This window comes from uncultured Microbacterium sp. (assembly GCF_963524805.1).
Lineage (GTDB): Bacteria > Actinomycetota > Actinomycetes > Actinomycetales > Microbacteriaceae > Microbacterium.
This window is the reverse complement of the sequence record NZ_CAURGG010000002.1, coordinates 144,213-164,844: the sequence shown is the minus strand read 5'-3', so window position 1 is coordinate 164,844 and position 20,632 is coordinate 144,213. Positions and strand designations below refer to the sequence as shown.

Sequence of the window (20,632 nt, the reverse complement as noted above, 5' to 3'; positions counted from 1 at the left end):
ACCTCGGCTCCTATCCTTTGCGAATCCAGGGCGCCACAGGGGCGTACATGCTCGCGTGAGAGCGGTTCCTTGATAGACTGATGGAGCCTGAAACACGATGTGGAGCGCACCGAGAATATGACGTCTGAGACCGCTGACAGCCTGCCCGAGCGACCCGAACAGCGATCCGCAGAACCGGTGCAAGCCGAACGGACACACGTCGAATACGGCGCGGACGAGATCCAGGTCCTCGAAGGGCTCGAGGCGGTGCGCAAGCGCCCCGGAATGTACATCGGCTCGACCGGTCCGCGCGGCCTGCATCACCTCGTGCAGGAAATCGTGGACAACTCCGTCGACGAAGCGCTCGCCGGCTATTGCGACACGATCGTCGTGACGATCCTGCCCGATGGCGGGGTGCGCTGCGTCGACAACGGCCGCGGCATCCCGGTCGACATGCACAAGACCGAGGGCAAGTCGACGGTCGAGGTCGTGCTGACCGTGCTGCATGCGGGCGGAAAGTTCGGCGGCGGGGGCTATGCGGTTTCGGGCGGCCTCCACGGCGTGGGATCGTCGGTCGTCAACGCCCTCTCGACCCGGCTCGATGTCGAGGTGCGACGCCAGGGATACGTCTGGCGGCAGTCCTACCGGGACGGAGGCATTCCGGTGTCGCCGCTCGAACGCGCCGAGGAGAGTTCCGAAACCGGCACGACGATCACGTTCTGGCCGGACGCCGAGATCTTCGAGACGATCGACTTCGAGTACGAGGTCCTGCGCAGCCGCTTCCAGCAGATGGCGTTCCTGAACAAGGGACTGCGCATCGACCTGGTCGACGAGCGTCCGTCCTCTGCGTACGAGGAGGAGACCGAGCCGGGAGAGGTCGTGCTGCAGCAGCGCAACGACAGCTTCCTCTACGAGCGTGGACTCGTCGACTACGTCGAATACCTCAACCGCGTCCGCAAGGCGGACCACGTCAACGACGAGGTCATCGACTTCGAGTCCGAGGACACCGAGCGCAAGATCGCGCTCGAGGTCGCCATGCAGTGGACCACGAGTTACACCGAGAACGTGTTCACCTACGCGAACACCATCAACACGCACGAGGGCGGCACGCACGAGGAGGGATTCCGCGCGGCGCTGACGACCCTGGTGAACAAGTACGCCCGTGCGAACAACCTGCTCAAGGAGAAGGACGAGAACCTTTCGGGCGACGACGTCCGCGAGGGACTGACCGCCGTCATCTCGGTGAAGCTCTCCGAGCCGCAGTTCGAGGGCCAGACCAAGACCAAGCTGGGAAACACCGAGGCGAAGGCGTTCGTCCAGAAGGTCGTCGGTGATCGGCTGGGCGACTGGTTCGACCGCAACCCGGTGCAGGCCAAGAACATCATCCGCAAGGCGATCGATGCCGCCACCGCGCGACTCGCGGCGCGCAAGGCGCGCGAGACCGCCCGCCGCAAGAGCGTGTTCGAGAGCGCGGCCATGCCGGACAAGCTGAAGGACTGCACGTCGAAGGACCCGTCGATCAGCGAGATCTTCCTCGTCGAGGGCGACTCGGCCGGCGGCTCGGCCGTGCAGGGTCGCGATCCGCACACTCAGGCGATCCTGGCCCTGCGCGGCAAGATCCTCAACGTCGAACGCGCACGGCTGGATCGCGCCCTGGGCAACCGCGAAGTGCAGGCGATGATCCAGGCGTTCGGCACGGGCATCGGCGAGGACTTCGACATCGACAAGGCGAGGTACCACAAGATCGTCCTGATGGCCGATGCCGACGTCGACGGACAGCACATCACGACGCTGCTCCTGACGCTCCTGTTCCGCTACATGCGCGGGCTCATCGAGGCCGGCTTCGTCTACCTGGCGCAGCCGCCGCTGTATCGGATCAAGTGGTCCAACGCGCCGCACGAATACGTCTACAGCGACCGCGAGCGCGATGCACTCCTTACGGAGGGCCTCGCCGGAGGCAAGCGGATACCGAAAGACAACAGCATCCAGCGCTACAAGGGTCTGGGTGAGATGAACGCCAAGGAACTGTGGGAGACGACGATGGATGCCGAGACGCGCACGCTCCGGCAGGTGACCATCGACGACGCGGCCGCGGCCGACGAGATCTTCACGATCCTGATGGGCGAGGACGTCGAGTCCCGCCGCGGATTCATCCAGCGCAACGCCAAGGACGTCCGCTTCCTCGACATCTGATCCTCCGATCCGATGTCCCTGACTCACGGCACGAGACGAAACGACACCGATGACTGACGCAGACCGTCCGGAACTGACCCCCGCGCACAATCACGGCAAGATCGACCAGGTCGATCTGCAGTCCGAGATGCAGCGCAGCTATCTCGACTACGCGATGAGCGTGATCATCGGCCGCGCGCTGCCCGATGTGCGCGACGGCATGAAGCCCGTGCATCGCCGCGTGATCTACGCGATGTACGACGGCGGGTTCCGTCCGGACAAGTCGTTCTCCAAGTGCGCCCGCGTGGTCGGCGAAGTGATGGGCCACTATCACCCGCACGGTGACACCGCGATCTACGACGCCCTCGTCCGTCTCGTGCAGCCATGGTCGCTGCGCTACCCCCTGGCGCTCGGTCAGGGGAACTTCGGCTCTCCCGGAAACCAGGGCGCCGCTGCTCCGCGATACACCGAGACCAAGATGGCGCCCCTCGCCCTCGAGATGGTTCGCGACATCGAAGAGGAGACCGTCGACTTCCAGGACAACTACGACGGTCAGACGCGCGAGCCCGTCGTGCTGCCGGCCCGCTTCCCCAACCTGCTGGTCAACGGGTCGGTCGGCATCGCGGTCGGCATGGCGACGAACATCCCGCCGCACAACCTGCGTGAGGTCTCGGCCGGAGCCCTCTGGGCGCTGGAGAACCCGGACGCCACGCGCGATGAGCTGCTGGACGCCCTCATGGAGCGCATTCCCGGTCCCGACTTCCCGACCCACGCGCAGATCCTCGGCACCCGCGGCATCAAGGACGCCTACCGCACCGGGCGCGGATCGATCACGATGCGCGCGGTCGTGAACGTCGAGGAGATCCAGGGCCGCACGTGCCTCGTGATCACGGAGCTGCCGTACCAGGTCAACCCCGACAACGTCGCGGTCAAGATCAGCGACCTCGCTCGCGAGGGGAAGATCACCGGCATCGCCGACATCCGCGACGAGACCTCGGATCGCACGGGCCAGCGGCTCGTGATCGTCTTGAAGCGGGATGCCGTCGCCAAGGTCGTTCTCAACAACCTGTACAAGCACACCCAGCTGCAGGAGAACTTCGGCGCCAACATGCTGGCCATCGTCGACGGCGTGCCGCGCACGCTGCCGCTCGACGGCTTCATCACGCACTGGATCGATCACCAGATCGAAGTCATCGTCCGACGCACGCAGTATCGCCTCCGCGAGGCGGAGAAGCGCATGCACATCCTGCGCGGCTATCTGAAGGCACTCGACGCGCTCGACGAGGTCATCGCGCTGATCCGGCGCTCGCCGACGGTGGAAGAGGCGCGCGACGGGCTGATGGAGCTCCTGGAGATCGACGAGATCCAGGCGGACGCGATCCTGACCATGCAGCTGCGGCGACTGGCTGCTCTCGAGCGTCAGAAGATCATCGACCAGGCCGCCGAGCTCGAGCTGCAGATCACCGACTTCAAGGCGATCCTCGCCGACCCGACCCGGCAGCGCACGATCATCCGTGACGAGCTCACCTCGATCGTCGATCGCTTCGGCGATGACCGGCGCACCCAGATCCTCGCCGGCTACGACGGCGACATGTCGATCGAAGACCTCATCCCCGAGGAGGAGATGGTGGTCACGGTCACCCGTGACGGCTACATCAAGCGCACGCGCAGCGACAACTACCGTCAGCAGCACCGCGGCGGTCGCGGGGTCAAGGGCGCGCAGCTGCGCGCGGACGACGTCGTCGAGCACTTCTTCGTCACGACCACCCACCACTGGCTGTTGTTCTTCACCACGAAGGGTCGGGTCTATCGCGCGAAGGCGTACGAGGTGCCCGAAGCGGGCCGGGACGCCAAGGGCCAGCACGTCGCGAACCTGCTCGCACTGCAGCCGGGCGAGGAGATCGCGCAGATCCTCGACATCCGGGACTACAGCGTCGCAACCTATCTCGTCCTCGCGACCCGCAGCGGCCTGGTCAAGAAGACGCGACTGACCGAGTACGACACCAACCGCCAGGGCGGCGTCATCGCGATCAAGCTCCGCGGTCAGGAGGAGGCGGACGGCGACGAGGTCGTCAGTGCGCTGCTTGTGGACGAAGGCGATGACATCCTGCTCATCAGTCGTCTCGGCATGTCGCTGCGCTTCACCGCGAGCGACGAGTCGCTGCGCCCGATGGGCCGCTCGACCGAGGGCGTCAAGGGAATGTCCTTCCGCGGCGGCGACAGCCTGCTGTCGGCATCCGTCGCCCGATCCGGTGCGTACGTGTTCGTGGTGACCGACGGCGGGTATGCCAAACGCACCGATATCGCCCAGTACCGGGGGCAGAGTCGCGGCGGTCTGGGAATCAAAGTGGCGCGTCTGAGCGACGATCGGGGCGTCCTGGCGGGCGGTCTGATGGTCGCCGAGGACGACGAGGTCTTGGTGGTTCTTGCCAGCGGCAAGGTGGTACGCTCTGCCGTGGCCGAGGTCCCCGCCAAGGGCCGCGACACCATGGGCGTCGTATTCGCCCGCGCCGACGAGGCCGACCGCATCATTGCGATCGCACGCAACGGAGAGCGCGGTCTCGCCGAAATCACTGAGGCACCCGACGCAGCGCAGGACCTTGCGGTGTCGGTTCCATCCGAGGCCTCGCCCGAGATCCCCGAAGAGAGTACTGACGCATGAGCACCGTAGCCGACAAGCTCGCCAAGAAATCCAGCCACAAGACCAGCGCCAAGCAGGTGCGCCTCCGGCTGGTGTACATCGACTTCTGGTCGGCGGTGAAGCTGTCGTTCCTGGCGGCCGTCGCGCTCGCGATCGTCACCGTCGTCAGCTTCTTCCTGGTGTACCTGGTCGTGCAGACGACGGGGCTCATCGGCAAGGTCGACGAGTTCTTCCAGAGCTTCTCGGACGGCGGGGTCTCGATCACCGCGTTCATCGGTCTGCCTCAGGTGATGGCCTTCGCCGCGATCGTCGCGATCCTCAACCTCGTCGTGGTCACAGTGCTCGGCGCGGTTCTCGCCGGCATCTACAACCTCGCCGTCAAGGTCACCGGCGGACTGCTGGTCGGGTTCACCTCCAACTAGCGCGCACTCACGCGACGACGGTCGTTCCGAGCAGCGTGCCGATCGCCCAGGTGGCGATCAGCGCCAGCGCGCCCCCGACCACCAATCGGACGGTGGCGCGCAGCTTCCCGCTGCCGCCGAGGTGCGCCGAGACCGTGCCGGTGACGGCGAGAGCGATCAGCACCGCAACGAAGGTGAGCGGGATCTTCAGCGCCGCCGGCAGCAGCAGGATCGTCAGCAGCGGGAGCAGTGCCCCCAGGGTGAACGCGACAGCCGATGAGGCCGCGGCCTGCCACGGGCTCACCAGATCGTCCTGATCGATGTGCAGCTCCACCTCCAGGTGAGCGGCGAGGGCGTCGTGGGCGGTCAGTTCGATCGCGACCTGCCGGGCCGTCTGGTCGGTGAGCCCGCGCGCTCGGTACAGCTGGGTCAGCTCATCGAGCTCTTCGTCGGGCATCTCCCGCAGCTCGCGGGTCTCCTTCGCGATCAGAGCCCGCTCACTGTCGCGCTGGCTGCTCACCGAGACGTACTCGCCGAGGGCCATCGAGATCGCCCCGCCCACGAGACCGGCCACCCCTGCCACGAGCAGCGCCGGGGTGTCGGTCGTCGCGCCGGCGACTCCGACGACGAGAGATGCGACCGAGACGATCCCGTCGTTGGCTCCGAGTACCCCGGCCCGTAGCCAGTTCAGTCGCTGGCCCACGCCACCGGAATGCGCTTCTCCGACGTGCGCCGGTTCTTCCATGCTCATGGGGTCAGTCAACTCCCTTCCTCGCCCTCCCGCGCGACGCGCCGCCGGAGAAATCACGGTCTGCGTGGATTCGTCAATTCCGAACCCGTCAGGTAAAGTCTTGGAGGTTGACGGCGCTCGCGCCGCGCAATATCGGGGGTATAGCTCAGGCGGTTAGAGCGCTTCACTGATAATGAAGAGGTCCCAGGTTCAAGTCCTGGTACCCCCACACCACCAGCCCCGGGGCCTTAGCTCAGTTGGTAGAGCGCCTGCTTTGCAAGCAGGATGTCAGGAGTTCGAATCTCCTAGGCTCCACGGATCGAAAAGCGCCGCCCGAACGGGCCGGCGCTTTTCCCGTCGGTAGAGTCGGACGCATGGACATGCGTGTCGCGGCGTACGCCGTCATCATCGACGCCGACGACCGCATGCTGCTCGCCCACTGGAACGAGGGCCGCCGCGCAGCATGGACGCTGCCCGGCGGCGGGCTCGAAGCGGGCGAGGATCCGGAGCACGCGGCGCGCCGCGAGGTACGCGAGGAGACGGGCTATCGCGTGGCGGTCGGCGAGCTGCTCGGCATCCATTCGCGGGTGATCCCGGCCGGAAGGCGCCTCGCATCCGACGCCACCGGACCGCTGCACGCGATCCGCATCGTCTACCGCGCTCGGGTGATCGGGGGCAGGCTCCGCAACGAGATCGGCGGCTCCACCGACCGTGCCGAGTGGTTCCCCTTGCCGGCGGTCGCGGGGCTGCAGCGGGTCAAGCTCGTGGACATCGCATTGAAGATGGCCGCCCAGGACTGATCAGGAGGTCGCCTGCGAGATGTCGGCGACCGTCGCGCCATAGGCCGCGATCAGGTCGTCGGCGTCGACGAACATGCTGAAGCCGTGAGCGCCGGCACCCATCGCGACCCGCTCGCCGGTGATGCGTTCGTCCGCGAAGACCGGCCAGTCGTGCGAGCTGCCGACCGGGACGATCGTGCCGCGCTCGTAGCCGGTGGCGGCCAGGGCACGGGCCGGGTCGGGCAGCTGCAGCTTGTTGACCCCCACGACCGCGCGCAGCTTGGGCCACGAGATGGCTCGATCGCCGGGGATGAGCGCGAACAGGTAGGTGTCGTCGCTGCGTTTGACCACGAGCGTCTTCACGATGCCGGCCGGAGGGATGCCGAGCAGGGCGGCGGCCTCGTTCAGGCTCCCGGCCGCAGGGCGTTCGCGGATCTCGATCGCCAGAGAGCGAGCGGATGCCGCATCTCGGACGCGCTGGGTGGGATCGGACTCCGTCATCGCTACACCCTACCCACGACGAAGGGCCCCGCCACCGGCGGAGCCCTTCGTTCGTCTCAGATCGCGATACGCCCGCGAGCTCGCGTCACGCGTCCGGGGCCCGGAGCGGGTCGTCGGCCACCCAGAGCTCATCATCGGCGCGGAGGGTCTGCCACGCGGCATACAGGACTCCTGCGGCAGCGGCGATTCCGAGGATGATCGCGACCACACCACCGGCTCCGATGCCCTGCTTGGGGGGATCGAGGACAGCGAGCTTCGCGGCCAGCTTCTTCGATGCCTGAGCACTGTACTTGTCGGCCTTCTTCGCGTAGACCGACGCGTCGGGAAGCGAGAAGCCCTTACCGGCGGCGAAACGCGAACGCGTGTCGTTCGCGGCATCCCAGACCGACAGCGCCGAGCCGACGACCGCACCGGCGGTGGGCACCACCTTGTCGGAGAGCACCTGCTTGGAGAACTGCTTGCTCTTGTCGACGTACGGTGCGGCGTACTTGCCGTAGCTCGCCTGGACTCCGGGGATGACCTGCTCCCGATTGAAGTGGCCGAGCTGCCGGCCCGCCTCGCGGGCGATGTTCGCGGCTTCGCCGACGAGAACCTGCTGCGACTCCCACAGGTTGTTCGCCTGCACCTGCAGTTTGCGGAGTTCCTTCTTGCGCTTGCGATTGACGCTCACGTTGCCCTCCCTAAGGCCGGGGGATGTAGTCGTCCCATCTTGCCAGACGGCACCCCAGACGGAAGGGTTCCCACCGAACTCTGAGACAATGGTTGACATGCCTCACCACACTGCAGTAGCGACCTTGCACACCAACTACGGCGACATCGTCGTGAACCTCTTCGGCGACCAGGCTCCCCAGACCGTCGAGAACTTCATCGGCCTGTCGGACGGATCCAAGAGCTGGACCGACCCGGCGACGGGCAAGCCCGGCGAGGGACCCCTCTATAAGGACGTCGTCTTCCACCGCATCATCTCGGGCTTCATGATCCAGGGCGGCGACCCCCTGGGGCAGGGAACCGGCGGGCCGGGGTACAACTTCAACGACGAGATCAACGGCGAGCTCACCTTCACCGCGCCGTACAAGCTCGCAATGGCCAACGCCGGTCTGCGACGCAACGCGATCACCGGACGCCCCGAGGGCACGAACGGATCCCAGTTCTTCATCACCGTGCCCGGACAGGGCGGCCGGGGACCCGAGTGGCTGCAGGGCAAGCACACCATCTTCGGCGAAGTGGTCGACGACGCTTCGAAGGCCGTGGTGGACACGATCAGCGACCTTCCGACGGCCGCCGGTGATCGACCTGTGGAGCCGGTCGTCCTGCAGTCCGTCGACGTCGTCGCGGTCTAGGCGCCCGTTCGTCCGTGACCGCCCCCGAGCGCAATCGCAACAGCGACAACTTCTGCTACCGGCACCCGGACCGGCAGAGCTTCGTGCTGTGCCAGCGATGCCTGCGTACGATCTGTCCCGAGTGCCAGACGCAGGCGGCGGTGGGTGTCATCTGCCCGGAGTGCCTGGCGGAGCAGAAGAAGGCACAGACGCCGGCGCAGCGCACGGCTGAACGCCGGTGGGCGCGCCCGCGTGCGGTGACCGCCTCGGACTCGCGCCCTCTGGTGACCTACGCGATCATCGGGATCACGGCCCTCGCGTTCCTGGTGGGTCTGATCCCCGGGGTGGGCGAGACGGTGCAGAACACGCTGCTGTTCTGGGCGCCTTCGCTGTACCCCGAGCTGACGGGGACATTCGAGCCGTGGCGCCTGCTGACCGCTGCTCTGGTGCACGCGGGGTTCTGGCATGTGGGGTTGAACATGCTGGCGCTGTGGATGATCGGTCGGAGCCTCGAGCCGCTGCTGGGTCACGGACGCTTCCTGGTGCTCTACGTCCTCAGCGCACTGGGCGGCTCCGTCGCCGTCGCGCTGCTGTCGTTCACCACTCCGGTCGTCGGCGCGTCCGGCGCGATCTTCGGGCTCTTCGGCGCCCTGATCGTGATCGGCCGCCACATCGGGGCGAACATCGCGGGAATCGCCATCATCCTCGTGATCAACCTCGTGATCGGATTCATCCCCGGCTTCAACGTGTCATGGCAGGCGCACGTGGGCGGACTCGTGGTCGGCGCACTCGTCGGGCTGATCTACGCGCGCACCCGCTCGGTGCGCCGACGGATGCTGCAGGTCTGGCTTCTGGTCGCCCTGGGCGCCGCGCTTCTGGCATTGCTGCTGGTTCCGCCGCTCGTGTTCTTCTAGACCACGATCCGCGGCACTTATCCACAGGTTCATCCACACCTGGGGACAAATGACAGCGGTGTAATTCACAGGTGTCCAGAACCCTGTTGAGAACTTCCGCACATGCGAAAGCCCCGGTCAGGCCGGGGCTTTTCGTCGTCTGCTGCGGCTAGCGCCAGCGCGTGGTCATCAGGAAGCCGATGAACGCGATGCCGAAGCCGATCACGAGGTTCCAGGCGTCGATGCCCGGGATCGGGTACTGCATGCCGCTCAGGTAGAACACGAGCACCCAGACGAGACCGACAAGCATGAGGCCGATCATGATCGGCTTGAACCACACCGGATTCGGTGCGAGTTCGCCTTCGCTGCGCTCCACGAGTGAGTCGTCGTCTCTGCCGGGTCGTGCCATGCGCAATATCCTACCCTCCCTGCTCGCGGGCCCCGTCGCTGTGCCGTGCGACTCCCGCGCGTGCCCGGCCGGACGGAGTCCCAGCCGCGGCTGGTTAGAATCCACGTGTGGATGAGACGAACGATGACCCGGTCCCGTCCACCCCGCGCGCTCGACCGTCGCGTCGCCGCCTCTCGGTTGCAGGTGTGCTCGGCGAGGTGCTGATCACGGCCGGCGTGCTCACGCTGCTCTACGTCGGATGGCAGCTGTGGATCGGCGACCTGATCTTCGGCGCGCAGCGCACCGCGGTCGGCCAGGACCTGTCCGAGCAGTGGGAGCAGGAATACGCTGATCCGGCGGCGACGACTCCTGCCCCGACCGCCTCCGCCGAGGCGACGCCCACGGAGACACCGGCACCGCCGCAGGCGGAACCGGTGATCCTGCCCGAAGCCGGAGACGGCGAGACGTTCGCGGTCATGCGCATTCCCCGGTTCGGAGCCGACTACGCCTGGCAGGTCGCGGGCGGGGTGACGCGCGCCGGCACTCTGGATCCGATCGGTATCGGGCACTACCCGGGAACACCCATGCCCGGCGGCGTAGGGAACTTCGCCGTGGCCGCGCACCGGACGACCTGGGGCGCGCCCTTCAACCGCCTCGCCGAACTCCATGTGAACGACGCGATCGTCGTGGAGACCGAAGCCGGCTGGTACACCTACCGGTTCCGCACCCTGGAATACGTCACGCCGGACGAGATCGAAGTGCTCCTGCCCGTACCCCAGGTGCAGGACGCGCCCGCCGGTTCGCGCTACATCACGATGACCAGCTGCAGCCCGATGTACTCGATGACCGAGCGCATCGTGGCGTACGGGGTGTTCGAGTCCTTCACTCCGCGTGCGTCCGGTCCCCCGGTCGCGCTCACCGCGGGGGTCGACGCCTGATGTACGGTGCGCTGTGGCGGGTCCTTCCCGGGCCCTGGTGGATGCGAACGCTGATCCTCGTCGCGCTGGCGGCGGCGGTGCTCTACGGCCTGTTCTTCTTCGTCTTCCCGTGGATCAGCGAACTGGTCAATCCCCAGGAGGTCACGGTCCAGTGAAGCGGGCCTTGGCTGATCGTGCCCCCATCCTCGTGGTGGACAATCATGACAGCTTCGTGCACACGCTGGTCGGGTATCTGCACGAGCTCGGTGCCGCGACGGACCTCGTCGAAGCCGACGCGATCACGCCGCCATCGGCGGCATCCCTCGTCTCGTCCTATCGGGGCGTGCTGATCTCGCCGGGACCCGGGGCCCCCGCGACCGCAGGCGCCTCGGTCGCCGTCGTCCGGGCCGCGCACGAGGCCGACGTACCGCTGCTCGGAGTCTGCCTGGGTCACCAGGCCATCGCGGAGGCCTTCGGCGCGACGGTCGCGCACGCGCCCGAACTGATGCACGGCATGACCTCGCTCGTCGAACACGACGGCAGCCGCCTGTACGCCGGGCTGCCCAGCCCCTTCACGGCGACCCGGTATCACTCCCTGGCCGTCGTGCCCGCGACGCTGCCGCCGCAGCTCCTGGTCACCAGTCGAACCGAGGGCGGTGTCATCATGGGCATCGCACACCGCTCCGCGCGCATCACGGGCGTGCAGTTCCACCCCGAGTCCGTCCTCACCGAGGGCGGTCACCGCCTGCTGGGGAACTGGCTGGAGGTCGTCGGATTCCCGGATGCCGCCGCCCACGGAGCGCTGCTGCATCCGCGTCGCTGAAGGATCCGGTCACACCGGCGGGCGCTCGACCCTGGTCAGGGGCCGCTGCAGAAGGAGAGCACCACTTCGGCGTGGATCGGTGCTTCGCCCGGCGGAACGGATTGCGTCAGGACGACGGGCGGGTTCGCGGCCGTGCAGGACGGGTCCTCCTGGGGGATGACCACGAGCTGGGACTCGGGGCTCTCGAGTTCGCGGGTCGCGGCCTCGACGGTGTACCCGGTCACATCGATGATCACCACGCGCCCGGTCGCCGACACGACGTTCACCGCGGCACCGAGTGGAAGCGTCGCGCCGGCCGGCTGATCGGCCGAGATGACCGTCCCCGCGCCCAGTGCGGGATCGTTGCGCGGCGTCACGGTTCCGAGCACGAGCCCGGCCGCCTGCAGAGCCGCCGCCGCAGCATCCTGTCCCAGTCCTTCCAGCGTCGGCACCGTCGTCGTCTCCTGTCCGGAGGACACGTACACGCGCACCTCCTGACCCGGGGTCATGGAGGCACCGGCCACGGGATCCGTCCGGATGACGTTTCCCACGGCGACATCTGCGTTGGGCTCATCCACCCGGAAGGAGTTCAGCCCGGCTTCGCCGATCTCAGTGTTCGCGCGCTCATAGGTCATGCCCGTGACATCCGGAACGATCCTGGCGGTCGAGGGCACCTCGCCTCCCGGACGGATCGACATGACCCAGAAGAGCACCGAGATCAGCAGCACGGCGATGATCGCCACGCCGGCCCAGATCCACGCGACGGGTGGACCCGACTGCGTGCGCTTCATCGTCGTGTCGGTGCTGAGCTGGCGAAGCGACCGGGCGGTCTCGGCCGCCTGCTTGGGGTTGGGGCCGTAGAGCTCGCTCGTCAGCGCGCCGACGGCGCGCTTGGAGGGCACCTTTCCGCCCACGGTCGCATCCAGCGCCTCGCGGAACGCGGCCGCATCCTGATAGCGCTGGAACGGATCCTTCGCGAGTGCCCGCAGCACCACGGTGTCCAGCGACCGCGGCACCGACTCGTTCACCTCGGACGGCGCCACCGGGGCCTCGCTGACGTGCTGGTAGGCGACGGCGACGGGGGACTCGCCCCGGAAGGGCGGCCGGCCGGCCAGCAGTTCGTACAGCACGACACCCGAGGAGTACACGTCGGCGCGCGCGTCGACCGGCTCGCCCTTCGCCTGCTCGGGCGAGAAGTACGCGGCGGTGCCGAGGATCTGCGTGGTCTCGGCGACGGTCGAGGACGAGTCGGACACCGCGCGGGCGATGCCGAAGTCCATGACCTTGACCTGTCCGGCATCGGTGACCATCACGTTGCCCGGCTTGATGTCCCGATGGACCACGCCGGCGCGGTGGGAGTACTCGAGTGCCTCGAGGATGCCGTCCACGTAGCGCACGGCGTCGGTCAACGGCACGGGACCGGCGGCGATCACGTCTTTGAGTAGTGCGCCGTGAACGAGCTCCATGATGATGTACGGAAGGGGGTGCACCGTGCCGTCGGGGGAAGCCTCGCTGTCTTCCCCGGCGTCGAACACGCGGACGATCGTCGGGTGGGCCATGCGGGAGGCCGCTTGCGCCTCGAGGCGGAACCGGGTGCGGAACGAGTTGTCGTTCGCGAGATCGCGGTTGAGCAGCTTGATGGCGACCTGCCGGCCCAGGGTGAGGTCGTAGCCTCGGAACACCGTCGCCATGCCACCGCGACCGATGAGCTCGTCGATGCGGTAGCGTCCCGAAAGCACGCGCGGCTCAGCTGTCACGGTCACTCCTCGGGTGGAACAGATTCAGCCTAACGGACTCGCCGCACGTCCCTCGCGCGGCGAGCCCGGCGCACGGACTCCTACGGGGTCGTCGTGGGCGACGGTTCCGGAGCGGGAGGGGGAGTGTTGATCTGCGTGTTGCCCTCGCCGGACGGCCCGGATTCGCGCTGACCGGCCGAGCCCCCCGAGCAGGTGACGGTGTAGGTGACGATGACCGTGGCCCCGGGATTGTTGTCGGCGAGCAGCTCACCGCTGCGTTCGTTGGGTCCGAAGGCGGCGGCGGACTGCCCGGTGCTCGCGAAGGTGCCGTTGGTCGCCGTGAAGTTGTACGCGCTCACGGATCCGGTGCCGGAGGGGCAGGTGTACCCGCTCCAGGTGACCTGCGTCGTCGCGCCGGGGTCGACCGGACCCGCCACGGCCGGCGCCGCCGGTGCGGGCAACGCGACCTGGTCGACGTAGAAGGTGAGCGTCAGCAGCTGCGACGGCGGGATGTTCCCGGTCGGACTCACGCGGTAGACCGTATTCACCTGCTCCGCAGTCGGCGCGGGATCGCCCCCGACGCAGTCGACGGCCTCGACGCCCGCCTGGCGAGCGGTGTCCGTGGCGGCGGCGCAGTCCATGCCGGTCAGCCCGAGTGAATCGACCGCGATCGTCGAGGTAGTGGGCGTGGGTGTCGGAGTGCTGGCCGTCGGCGTCGGGGTGGCGCTCGAGGACGTCGGTTCCGGCGCCGGCTCCCGGTTGGCGAAGAAGGCCCAGACGGTTCCGCCGAGCACGAGCAGCAGCAGGATGATCAGCGCGATGAGCGGCCAGGTCCACGGGCTGCGCTTCTTCGGCTCGCCGTCCTCGCCGACGACCTCGTCGGCAGCCGGCAGCAGCCGCGTCGCCGTGGGGTCGCCGGCGGGAACGAGCAGCTGTGTCACGTCGTCGTCCGCCGGGGAGCCCGTCGCGATCGCGGGGACGGCGGCGGCGGCGGCCGCGACGTCGCCGCGACGCAGAGCGGTCGCGGCCCGGGCGACGGCGGCGGCCGAGGCCGGACGCTCCTCGGGCTTCTTGGCGATCATCGCCATGACGAGGTTCTGCACGGGTTCGGCGACCGTCGCGGGCAGCGGGGGTGCCTGCTCGTTGATCTGCGCCATGGCGATCGCGACCTGCGACTCGCCCGTGAAGGGGCGCTTGCCCGCCAGGGATTCGTACGCCACGATGCCCAGCGAGTACGTGTCGGTCGCGGGGGATGCCGGGTGTCCCGACGCCTGCTCGGGCGAGAGGTACTGCACGGTGCCCATCACCTGGCCGGTCGCGGTGAGCGGGACCTGGTCGGCGATGCGGGCGATGCCGAAGTCCGTGATCTTCACGCGCCCGTCGGGCGTGATCAGCAGGTTGCCGGGCTTGATGTCGCGGTGGACGAGTCCGGCGGCGTGCGCGGCCTGCAGGGCGGCCGAGGTCTGCGCGACGATGTCGAGCGTCTTGTCCGTGGAGAGCGATCCGTCGCGCTCGAGGATCGTGGACAGGGCCTCACCCGGCACGAGTTCCATCACCAGGAACGCGCTGCCGGCCTCCTCGCCGTAGTCGAACACGCTCGCGATGCCCTCGTGGTTGACGAGGGCGGCATGGCGGGCCTCGGCGCGGAAGCGCTCGAGGAAGCCCGGGTCGCCCATGTACTCGTCTTTGAGGATCTTGATGGCGACGGTGCGTCCGATGACGTGGTCGGTGGCCTCCCACACTTCACCCATGCCGCCGATCGCGATCCGCGATTCCAGCTCGTAGCGGCCGCCGAAGGTCACTCCCTGCGTCGGTCTCATCGTCCCAGCACCGCCTCCATGACCTGCTTCGCGATCGGAGCCGCGATCGTGTTGCCGCTCCCCGATTGATCCTGCCCACCGCCGTCGTCGACCACGACGGCCACCGCTACCTGCGGGTTCTGCGCCGGCGCGAACCCGGTGAACCACAGTGTGTACGGCTGGCCTGATCCGTTCTCCGCAGTGCCGGTCTTACCGCCCACATCGACCCCGTCTATTGTTGCACCCGAGGCCGCGCCGTCATTGACATTGGCGACCATCATGGCGACGAGCTCGGCGGCGATGTCGGCATCCAGCGCCCGCCCGAATTCGGTGTCGTCGAAGGTCTGCTGCACCGACAGGTCCGGCCCGATCACCCGATCGACCATCCGTGGATTCATGACCACTCCTTCGTTCGCGATGCCCGCCGAGACCATGGCCATCTGCAGGGGCGTGGCCGTGACCTGGCCCTGTCCGAAGCCGGTGAGCGCTGTCTGCGGATCGTCGAGTCCGCGCGGATAGCTGGATGCCGTCGAGGTGAGCGGCAGCGCCAATGATGTGTTGAAGCCGTACTTCTCCGCCTCTTCGCGGATCGCCGTGTCTCCCAGCTCGACAGCCAGTTCGGCGAAGGGGATGTTGCAGCTGAGCCGCAGAGCGTCGGCGATCGTCACGGTCTCTCCCGGTCCGCACGTGCCGCCACTCGCGTTGGAGACCGACCGCGTGGACTGCGGGAGCTGGTACGAAGCGGGATTGGGAAGAGTGGACTGCGGCGTGTAGTCGCCCGACGCCAGCGCCGCCGAGGCGACGACGAGCTTGAACGTCGAGCCGGGGGGGTTCAGGTCGCCTCCGATGGCGCGGTTGAACAGCGGATGCGTCGGGTCGGCGTCCAGGGCGTCGTACACGTCGTTGACTTCCCCCGTGTTGTGCGAGGCCAGGAGGTTGGTGTCGAAGCTCGGGCTGGTGACCATCGCCAGCACCCGGCCCGTCGACGGCTCGATCGCGATGACGGCACCCTGGAGGTCGCCGAGCGCGTCATAGGCGACACGCTGGACGGCGGCATCCAGCGTCAGCTCGACGTTCGAGCCGCGCGGCGGCTGACCGGTCAGAATGCGGTCGATCCGCGCGAGGAACTGCGAGCCGGCCGTGCCGCTGAGCTCCTGGTTCATGGCCTGCTCGATGCCGGTCGCGGATCCGAGGGCAGGGTTGATGTAGCCCGTGACGGGCGCCCACATGTCGCCGTCGACGTAGACGCGCTGCCAGGCGAACACGTCGTCCGACGGGACGGAACTGGCGATGGCCGCACCGCTGGCGATGATCGAGCCGCGCTGCACCTCGTACGTGTCGTACAGTGCCCGCGTGTTGCGGGAGTTCTCGGCCAGGGTCTCGGCCTGCACGACCTGGATCACGCTCGTCGAGGCGAACAGCGCCAGGAACATGAGCAGCATCAGGATGCTGAGTCTTCTGAGTTCCTTCGTCATCGCTAACCGATCACCACCCTGGGCCGGCTGCGCACCGCATCCGAGATCCGCAGCAGGATCGCCACGATCAGCCAGTTCGCCACGAGGGACGAGCCGCCGGCGGCGAGGAACGGTGTCGTCAGCCCGGTCAGCGGGATCAGGCGCGTGACACCGCCGACCATGATGAACACCTGCAGCGCGATCGTGAACGACAGGCCGGTCGCCAGCAGCTTGCCGAAGTCGTCCTGCCCGGCCAGTCCGATGCGGATGCCGCGGCTCGTGAACACCATGTAGAGGCACAGGATCGCGAACACCCCGATGAGCCCGAGCTCCTCGCCCAGGCTGGGCAGGATGTAGTCGCTCTGCGACAGCGGGGTGATGTAGGGCCGGCCCTGCCCCAGTCCGGTGCCGATCAGTCCGCCCTGAGCCAGGCCGAAGATGCCCTGCACGAGCTGATAGCTGCCGCCGCCGCGGTCGATCACCTCGGGGTTGAACGCATCCAGCCAGTTCGCGAAGCGCCCGGAGACGTACGGCAGCACCCGGGACGCCAGGAACGCTCCTGCGGCGGCCAGCAGGACGCCGATCACGACCCAGCTCGTCTTGCCGGTGGCGACGTAGAGCATCGCGACGAACATGCCGAAGATCAGCAGTCCGGTGCCGAGGTCGCGCTGCAGCACGATGATTCCGAGGGAGATCAGCCAGATGACCAGGAGCGGGCCGAGCTCACGGGCACGGGGCCAGGTGAGACCGAGGAATCGCGTGCCCACCGAGGTGAGACTCTCGCGGGTGCGCACCAGGTAGCCGGCGAAGAAGATCGCGAGCGAGATCTTGGCCAGTTCACCGGGCTGGAAGGAGAAGAAGCCGAGCGAGACCCAGACGTCGGCGTTGGCGTCGGTTCCGAGCCCCGGAACGATCGGCAGGATCAGCAGCAGCACGCCGGCCAGGCCGAAGATGTAGGTGTAGCGGAACAGCACCCGGTAGTTGCGCAGCAGCACGACGATCGCGATCGCGCCCACGACGGCGATCGCCGTCCAGGCGAGCTGCTTGGTGGAATAGGCGTTCCAGCCGTCGAGCTCGACGGCGATGTCGATGCGGTAGATCATCGCGATTCCCAAGCCCGTGAGGATCGTGGCGATCGGCAGGACGAAGGGATCGGCATCCCGGGCCCGCAGGCGCAGCACGATGTGCATCGCCATGCCCAGCGCCGTGAGGCCGCCGCAGTAGAAGAGGAACGTCGCATCGATCGCGCCCAGCGCGCCCAGCTGCACGAGGGCGATCGCTCCCGCGTTCACGACGAAGGCGAACAGCAGCAGGAACAGCTCCCGGTTGCGCTGCGTCTGCGGCACCCGGATCCGCCGCAGTGCGCGCAGCACCGTGGTGTCGGCGGAGATCGCCGACGTGTCAGCCGACGGCGCGCTGTTCGGCTTGGCGGCGGGCGTGCCGCGCACGGGAGTCGTCATCGCGTGGCCTCCGCAGCATCCCGGAGGCGGTCGACGATCGCCTCGGCATCCGCGAGCGACCGCGCGGAGATCGTCCGTTCGACCGTCGCCCGGCTGAAGGAAGGCAGATCGGCCAGCAGGATCTCGGTGTCTTCGTGCGGTGTGGACAGGGCGATCGGCCCGATGCTCTGCTGGATGCCTTGGAAGATCACCACCGTGTCGTCATCCGCGCCGACGAAGTAGCGCGTCTGCGTCCAGTTGTAGGCCAGCACCAGCAGCGACCCGATCAGAGCCAGGACCACGACGAGACCGACGATCCAGCTGATCCGGCGGCGCCTGGCCCGCCGGCGATCCTCCTCGATGAGCTCCTCGAGGAAGTCGGCCGCAGGCTCGAAGTGGCTCGGCTCGTTCGCCGCCTGGAGATTGGGGTGCAGCCAGTTGCCGCGTCCCGAGCGGGCGGCGGGCACCTCGACCCCGAGCGGATTCGAGGCGGAACCTACGATCGTCGGGGTGCCGGAGAAGACCGGATGCTGGCCGCCGACGTCCACCAGGACGATGGTGACGTTGTCGGGAGCACCGGCATCCAGCGCCTGCTTCAGCAGGTTGTCGGCGGTGCGACCGGGGGGCAGTCCCAGGGCGAGCGCCTTGGCCGTGTGCGCGTCGTCGATCACGCCCGAGAGGCCGTCCGAGCACAGCAGCCATCGATCACCGGGCTGCGTCGGCATGATGAACGTGTCGAGCTCGGGGTTCGGGTCCATGTCGCCCAGCACGCGCATGAGCACCGAACGACGCGGGTGGTACCGCGCCTCCTCCGGCGTGATGCGACCCGAGTCCACCAGTCGCTGCACGAACGTGTGATCGGTGGTGATCTGCGTGAGGGTGTCGTCGCGGTACAGGTAGATGCGCGAGTCGCCGATGTGTGCGATCACCGCGTAGTCGTCGACCATGACCAGGGCGCTGACCGTCGTGCCCATGCCGGCAAGCTCCGGCTTGATGTGGACGGTGTCGATCAGCTCGGTCGCGGCATCCGAGATCGCGTCTCGCAGCTCCCGCTCCGCAGCCGCCGTCGAATCGAACGGGTGGTCGAGCTCTTCGAGACGGGCGATCGCCAGGCTCGAGGCGACGTCTCCACCGGCGTGCCCGCCCATCCCGTCCGCGACGGCGAACAGGTTAGAGCCGGAGTAGCCGGAGTCCTGGTTGTTGGAGCGCACCTTGCCGGTGTGCGAGATCGCGACGCTCGAGCCCTGGAAGACCATGTGTTCCGGGTCCGCTACTTCCGCAGCTCGAAGGTCGTCGCGCCGACCTTGATCGGGGCGCCGACCTTGATGGGCAGCGGCGAACTCACGCGGGCGCCGTCGTGCCAGGTGCCGTTCGTGGAATCCAGGTCCTGGATCATCCACTGCTGACCCCACAGCACGAGCCGGGCGTGGTGGCTGGAGGTGTAGTCGTCGCGGATCACGAGTCCCGATTCGCTCGACCTGCCGATCGTGAGCGGCTCAGTGCCCAGCGGCAGCTCGAGACCGGCCTTCGGACCGCTCGTGATGACGATGCGAGAGACGGCGTCGGTCGTGGCTGCGCCGCCCTTGACGCCCGGCGCCGCTGCCCTCGGCGATGCCACCGGTGCGGTCGCCGCGGCCCGGGCGGGTGCGGGACCGGGTGCGGGCGCGGGCGCGGGCGCGGCGTCCGGCATCCGGCGCACTTTCACGCCGAACAGGTCTGCGCGCAGCGAGTAAACCACCGCGAAGACGAAGAACCAGAGCAGCACCAGGAAGCCGATGCGCAGCAGCAGGAGGGTAAGTTCGCTCACCGGCGCGACCCGCCGCCGTCGTCGTACTGGCGCATGTCGTACGCCCGGGTGGCATCGGCCGGCAGGGAGGGCTTGGGTGGCGCGGCCTGGGCGATGACGCGGAAGACGATGTCCGTGCGCCCGATCGTGACGGTCGAGTCCGGGGTGAGGGCGGCCTCGGTGACCTTGCGGCCGTTGAGCATCGTCCCGTTGGTGGACTGCATGTCCCGCACCATCGCGCGCTCGCCGTCCCACAGGATCTCGACGTGCTTGCGGCTCGTGCCGGCATCGGAGATCGTGATGTCCGCGTCGCTGCCGCGCCCGATGACCGTCCGCGACTTCACGATCGGATGCCTCTTGCCCTCGACATCGAGTACTCCGCGCCAGGCGACGCGGCCCTCGGCGGTCGCGGATTCCACTCGGAGGGTCCCGGTGGCGAGGCTCTCATCGCGGACGAGGGTGATCGAGACCGGCCCGGCGAACGAGTAGCCCTGCGCCTTCGCGTGCGCGTGAACCAGAGTGTCCAGCTCGTCGCCGAGGGCGGTGCCGAGGGTGCTCATGTGCTCGTCGTCGGCGCTCGAGAGCCGGACCGTGAACGTGTTCGGGGCCAGAATGCGCTCCCGGCTCACGATCGCGGCCTTCTTGTCGAGCTCGCTGCGCAGGGCGGATGCGATCTCAACGGGTTGGATGCCGCTGCGGAAGGTCTTCGCGAACGCGCTGTTCACGGCGCGCTCGAGACCCTTCTCGAAGCTGTCAAGTAGTCCCACACGACTCCTCAGGCAGGTGGTGCCGGTCGGTACATGCTAATTGCTTAGTCTGTGTTGCCCGTGGACCGCCGCCTGCGGCCCCGATTCGAGGGGCGGGATGCTGCGTGATATCCTCGGGAAGTTGAGTTG

At 67.9% G+C, this 20,632-nt stretch carries 20 protein-coding genes and 2 tRNA genes; 11 read left to right on the top strand and 11 right to left on the bottom strand.

The window, feature by feature from the left end:
- The first annotated feature begins 117 nt into the window (after positions 1-117).
- Genes gyrB through RWQ91_RS05130 form a run of 3 tightly spaced genes read left to right on the top strand, consistent with a single transcriptional unit; the run spans position 118 to position 5,214 of the window.
- Entirely contained in the window at positions 118-2,172 is a 2,055-nt protein-coding gene (gene gyrB, locus RWQ91_RS05140) for a DNA topoisomerase (ATP-hydrolyzing) subunit B (protein ID WP_314503182.1), read from the top strand.
- Between the two features lie 49 nt (positions 2,173-2,221).
- Positions 2,222-4,813 carry a DNA gyrase subunit A gene (gyrA, locus tag RWQ91_RS05135; RefSeq protein WP_314503181.1) on the top strand — a complete coding sequence of 864 codons (2,592 nt, stop codon included), beginning with the start codon at positions 2,222-2,224 and terminating at the stop codon, positions 4,811-4,813.
- Complete coding sequence (locus RWQ91_RS05130) at positions 4,810-5,214, top strand: DUF3566 domain-containing protein (RefSeq protein ID WP_314503180.1); 405 nt, start codon at positions 4,810-4,812, stop codon at positions 5,212-5,214. Before gyrA ends, RWQ91_RS05130 begins: the two co-directional genes overlap by 4 nt.
- A gap of 7 nt (positions 5,215-5,221) precedes the next feature.
- Here the strand turns inward: RWQ91_RS05130 and RWQ91_RS05125 are convergent, their stop codons facing one another.
- A complete protein-coding gene (locus RWQ91_RS05125; protein ID WP_314503179.1) occupies positions 5,222-5,944 on the bottom strand; it encodes a VIT family protein in 723 nt (240 codons plus the stop codon).
- A gap of 134 nt (positions 5,945-6,078) precedes the next feature.
- On the opposite strand from RWQ91_RS05125, the gene RWQ91_RS05120 reads away from it, so the two are divergent.
- The 3 genes from RWQ91_RS05120 to RWQ91_RS05110 all read left to right on the top strand — a co-directional run bounded on the left by RWQ91_RS05120 (position 6,079) and on the right by RWQ91_RS05110 (position 6,723).
- A tRNA-Ile gene (locus RWQ91_RS05120) sits at positions 6,079-6,152 on the top strand.
- A gap of 13 nt (positions 6,153-6,165) precedes the next feature.
- Positions 6,166-6,238: transfer RNA gene (locus RWQ91_RS05115), tRNA-Ala, on the top strand.
- A gap of 59 nt (positions 6,239-6,297) precedes the next feature.
- Positions 6,298-6,723: an NUDIX hydrolase gene (locus tag RWQ91_RS05110; RefSeq protein WP_314503178.1), complete on the top strand. Its 426-nt coding sequence runs from the start codon at positions 6,298-6,300 to the stop codon at positions 6,721-6,723.
- On the opposite strand, the gene RWQ91_RS05105 is transcribed toward RWQ91_RS05110, so the two are convergent.
- Together RWQ91_RS05105 and RWQ91_RS05100 are read right to left on the bottom strand one after the other, a co-directional pair.
- On the bottom strand, positions 6,724-7,203 hold the full coding sequence (locus RWQ91_RS05105; protein ID WP_314503177.1) for a YbaK/EbsC family protein: 480 nt from the start codon (positions 7,201-7,203) through the stop codon (positions 6,724-6,726).
- Positions 7,204-7,288: 85 nt separating this feature from the next.
- Complete coding sequence (locus tag RWQ91_RS05100; protein WP_314503176.1) at positions 7,289-7,873, bottom strand: DNA helicase; 585 nt, start codon at positions 7,871-7,873, stop codon at positions 7,289-7,291.
- A 97-nt stretch (positions 7,874-7,970) separates the two neighbouring features.
- Between RWQ91_RS05100 and RWQ91_RS05095 the strand changes: the two genes are divergently transcribed.
- Both RWQ91_RS05095 and RWQ91_RS05090 read left to right on the top strand, forming a co-directional pair.
- Complete coding sequence (locus tag RWQ91_RS05095) at positions 7,971-8,543, top strand: peptidylprolyl isomerase (protein ID WP_314503175.1); 573 nt, start codon at positions 7,971-7,973, stop codon at positions 8,541-8,543.
- A gap of 14 nt (positions 8,544-8,557) precedes the next feature.
- On the top strand, positions 8,558-9,436 hold the full coding sequence (locus RWQ91_RS05090; RefSeq protein WP_314503174.1) for a rhomboid family intramembrane serine protease: 879 nt from the start codon (positions 8,558-8,560) through the stop codon (positions 9,434-9,436).
- A 148-nt stretch (positions 9,437-9,584) separates the two neighbouring features.
- On the opposite strand, the gene RWQ91_RS05085 is transcribed toward RWQ91_RS05090, so the two are convergent.
- Complete coding sequence (locus tag RWQ91_RS05085) at positions 9,585-9,824, bottom strand: cell division protein CrgA (protein WP_314503173.1); 240 nt, start codon at positions 9,822-9,824, stop codon at positions 9,585-9,587.
- Between the two features lie 107 nt (positions 9,825-9,931).
- Here RWQ91_RS05085 and RWQ91_RS05080 point away from each other — a divergent pair, with 107 nt between their 5' ends.
- The 3 genes from RWQ91_RS05080 to RWQ91_RS05070 are packed head-to-tail and all read left to right on the top strand — an operon-like array spanning position 9,932 to position 11,543.
- Positions 9,932-10,741, top strand: a complete 810-nt coding sequence (locus tag RWQ91_RS05080; RefSeq protein ID WP_314503172.1) for a class E sortase — start codon at positions 9,932-9,934, stop codon at positions 10,739-10,741.
- Positions 10,741-10,896, top strand: coding sequence for a hypothetical protein (locus RWQ91_RS05075; protein ID WP_314503170.1), 156 nt, complete (start codon positions 10,741-10,743; stop codon positions 10,894-10,896). Before RWQ91_RS05080 ends, RWQ91_RS05075 begins: the two co-directional genes overlap by 1 nt.
- An 8-nt stretch (positions 10,897-10,904) precedes the next feature.
- A complete protein-coding gene (locus RWQ91_RS05070; RefSeq protein ID WP_314503169.1) occupies positions 10,905-11,543 on the top strand; it encodes a glutamine amidotransferase-related protein in 639 nt (212 codons plus the stop codon).
- A gap of 35 nt (positions 11,544-11,578) precedes the next feature.
- Here RWQ91_RS05070 and pknB read toward each other — a convergent pair whose 3' ends face one another.
- The 7 genes from pknB to RWQ91_RS05035 form a co-directional block, all read right to left on the bottom strand.
- Entirely contained in the window at positions 11,579-13,279 is a 1,701-nt protein-coding gene (pknB, locus tag RWQ91_RS05065; RefSeq protein WP_314503167.1) for a Stk1 family PASTA domain-containing Ser/Thr kinase, read from the bottom strand.
- Between the two features lie 80 nt (positions 13,280-13,359).
- On the bottom strand, positions 13,360-15,078 hold the full coding sequence (locus tag RWQ91_RS05060; protein ID WP_314503166.1) for a serine/threonine-protein kinase: 1,719 nt from the start codon (positions 15,076-15,078) through the stop codon (positions 13,360-13,362).
- Positions 15,075-16,532 (bottom strand): penicillin-binding transpeptidase domain-containing protein, encoded by a 1,458-nt coding sequence (locus tag RWQ91_RS05055; RefSeq protein ID WP_314503163.1) that lies wholly within the window; start codon positions 16,530-16,532, stop codon positions 15,075-15,077. Before RWQ91_RS05055 ends, RWQ91_RS05060 begins: the two co-directional genes overlap by 4 nt.
- Positions 16,533-16,534: 2 nt before the next feature.
- Positions 16,535-17,971, bottom strand: a complete 1,437-nt coding sequence (locus tag RWQ91_RS05050; RefSeq protein ID WP_314503162.1) for an FtsW/RodA/SpoVE family cell cycle protein — start codon at positions 17,969-17,971, stop codon at positions 16,535-16,537.
- Entirely contained in the window at positions 17,968-19,206 is a 1,239-nt protein-coding gene (locus RWQ91_RS05045; protein WP_314503160.1) for a PP2C family serine/threonine-protein phosphatase, read from the bottom strand. Before RWQ91_RS05045 ends, RWQ91_RS05050 begins: the two co-directional genes overlap by 4 nt.
- Positions 19,207-19,220: 14 nt before the next feature.
- The gene (locus tag RWQ91_RS05040; RefSeq protein ID WP_314503158.1) at positions 19,221-19,757 is read right to left on the bottom strand and encodes an FHA domain-containing protein; all 537 of its coding nucleotides are present in this window, start codon (positions 19,755-19,757) and stop codon (positions 19,221-19,223) included.
- Entirely contained in the window at positions 19,754-20,503 is a 750-nt protein-coding gene (locus RWQ91_RS05035) for a DUF3662 and FHA domain-containing protein (RefSeq protein ID WP_314503156.1), read from the bottom strand. Before RWQ91_RS05035 ends, RWQ91_RS05040 begins: the two co-directional genes overlap by 4 nt.
- Positions 20,504-20,632 lie beyond the last annotated feature (129 nt).

What these genes read in the sequence shown, in the direction of transcription:
- RWQ91_RS05045 (WP_314503160.1), bottom strand. Translation starts at nt 19,206, where the DNA reads ATGGTCTTCCAGGGCTCGAGCGTCGCGATCTCGCACACCGGCAAGGTG.
- RWQ91_RS05110 (WP_314503178.1), top strand. Translation starts at nt 6,298, where the DNA reads ATGGACATGCGTGTCGCGGCGTACGCCGTCATCATCGACGCCGACGAC.
- RWQ91_RS05075 (WP_314503170.1), top strand. Translation starts at nt 10,741, where the DNA reads ATGTACGGTGCGCTGTGGCGGGTCCTTCCCGGGCCCTGGTGGATGCGA.
- RWQ91_RS05085 (WP_314503173.1), bottom strand. Translation starts at nt 9,824, where the DNA reads ATGGCACGACCCGGCAGAGACGACGACTCACTCGTGGAGCGCAGCGAA.
- gyrB (WP_314503182.1), top strand. Translation starts at nt 118, where the DNA reads ATGACGTCTGAGACCGCTGACAGCCTGCCCGAGCGACCCGAACAGCGA.
- RWQ91_RS05095 (WP_314503175.1), top strand. Translation starts at nt 7,971, where the DNA reads ATGCCTCACCACACTGCAGTAGCGACCTTGCACACCAACTACGGCGAC.
- RWQ91_RS05060 (WP_314503166.1), bottom strand. Translation starts at nt 15,078, where the DNA reads ATGAGACCGACGCAGGGAGTGACCTTCGGCGGCCGCTACGAGCTGGAA.
- RWQ91_RS05105 (WP_314503177.1), bottom strand. Translation starts at nt 7,203, where the DNA reads ATGACGGAGTCCGATCCCACCCAGCGCGTCCGAGATGCGGCATCCGCT.
- gyrA (WP_314503181.1), top strand. Translation starts at nt 2,222, where the DNA reads ATGACTGACGCAGACCGTCCGGAACTGACCCCCGCGCACAATCACGGC.
- RWQ91_RS05055 (WP_314503163.1), bottom strand. Translation starts at nt 16,532, where the DNA reads ATGACGAAGGAACTCAGAAGACTCAGCATCCTGATGCTGCTCATGTTC.
- RWQ91_RS05130 (WP_314503180.1), top strand. Translation starts at nt 4,810, where the DNA reads ATGAGCACCGTAGCCGACAAGCTCGCCAAGAAATCCAGCCACAAGACC.
- RWQ91_RS05050 (WP_314503162.1), bottom strand. Translation starts at nt 17,971, where the DNA reads ATGACGACTCCCGTGCGCGGCACGCCCGCCGCCAAGCCGAACAGCGCG.
- RWQ91_RS05125 (WP_314503179.1), bottom strand. Translation starts at nt 5,944, where the DNA reads ATGAGCATGGAAGAACCGGCGCACGTCGGAGAAGCGCATTCCGGTGGC.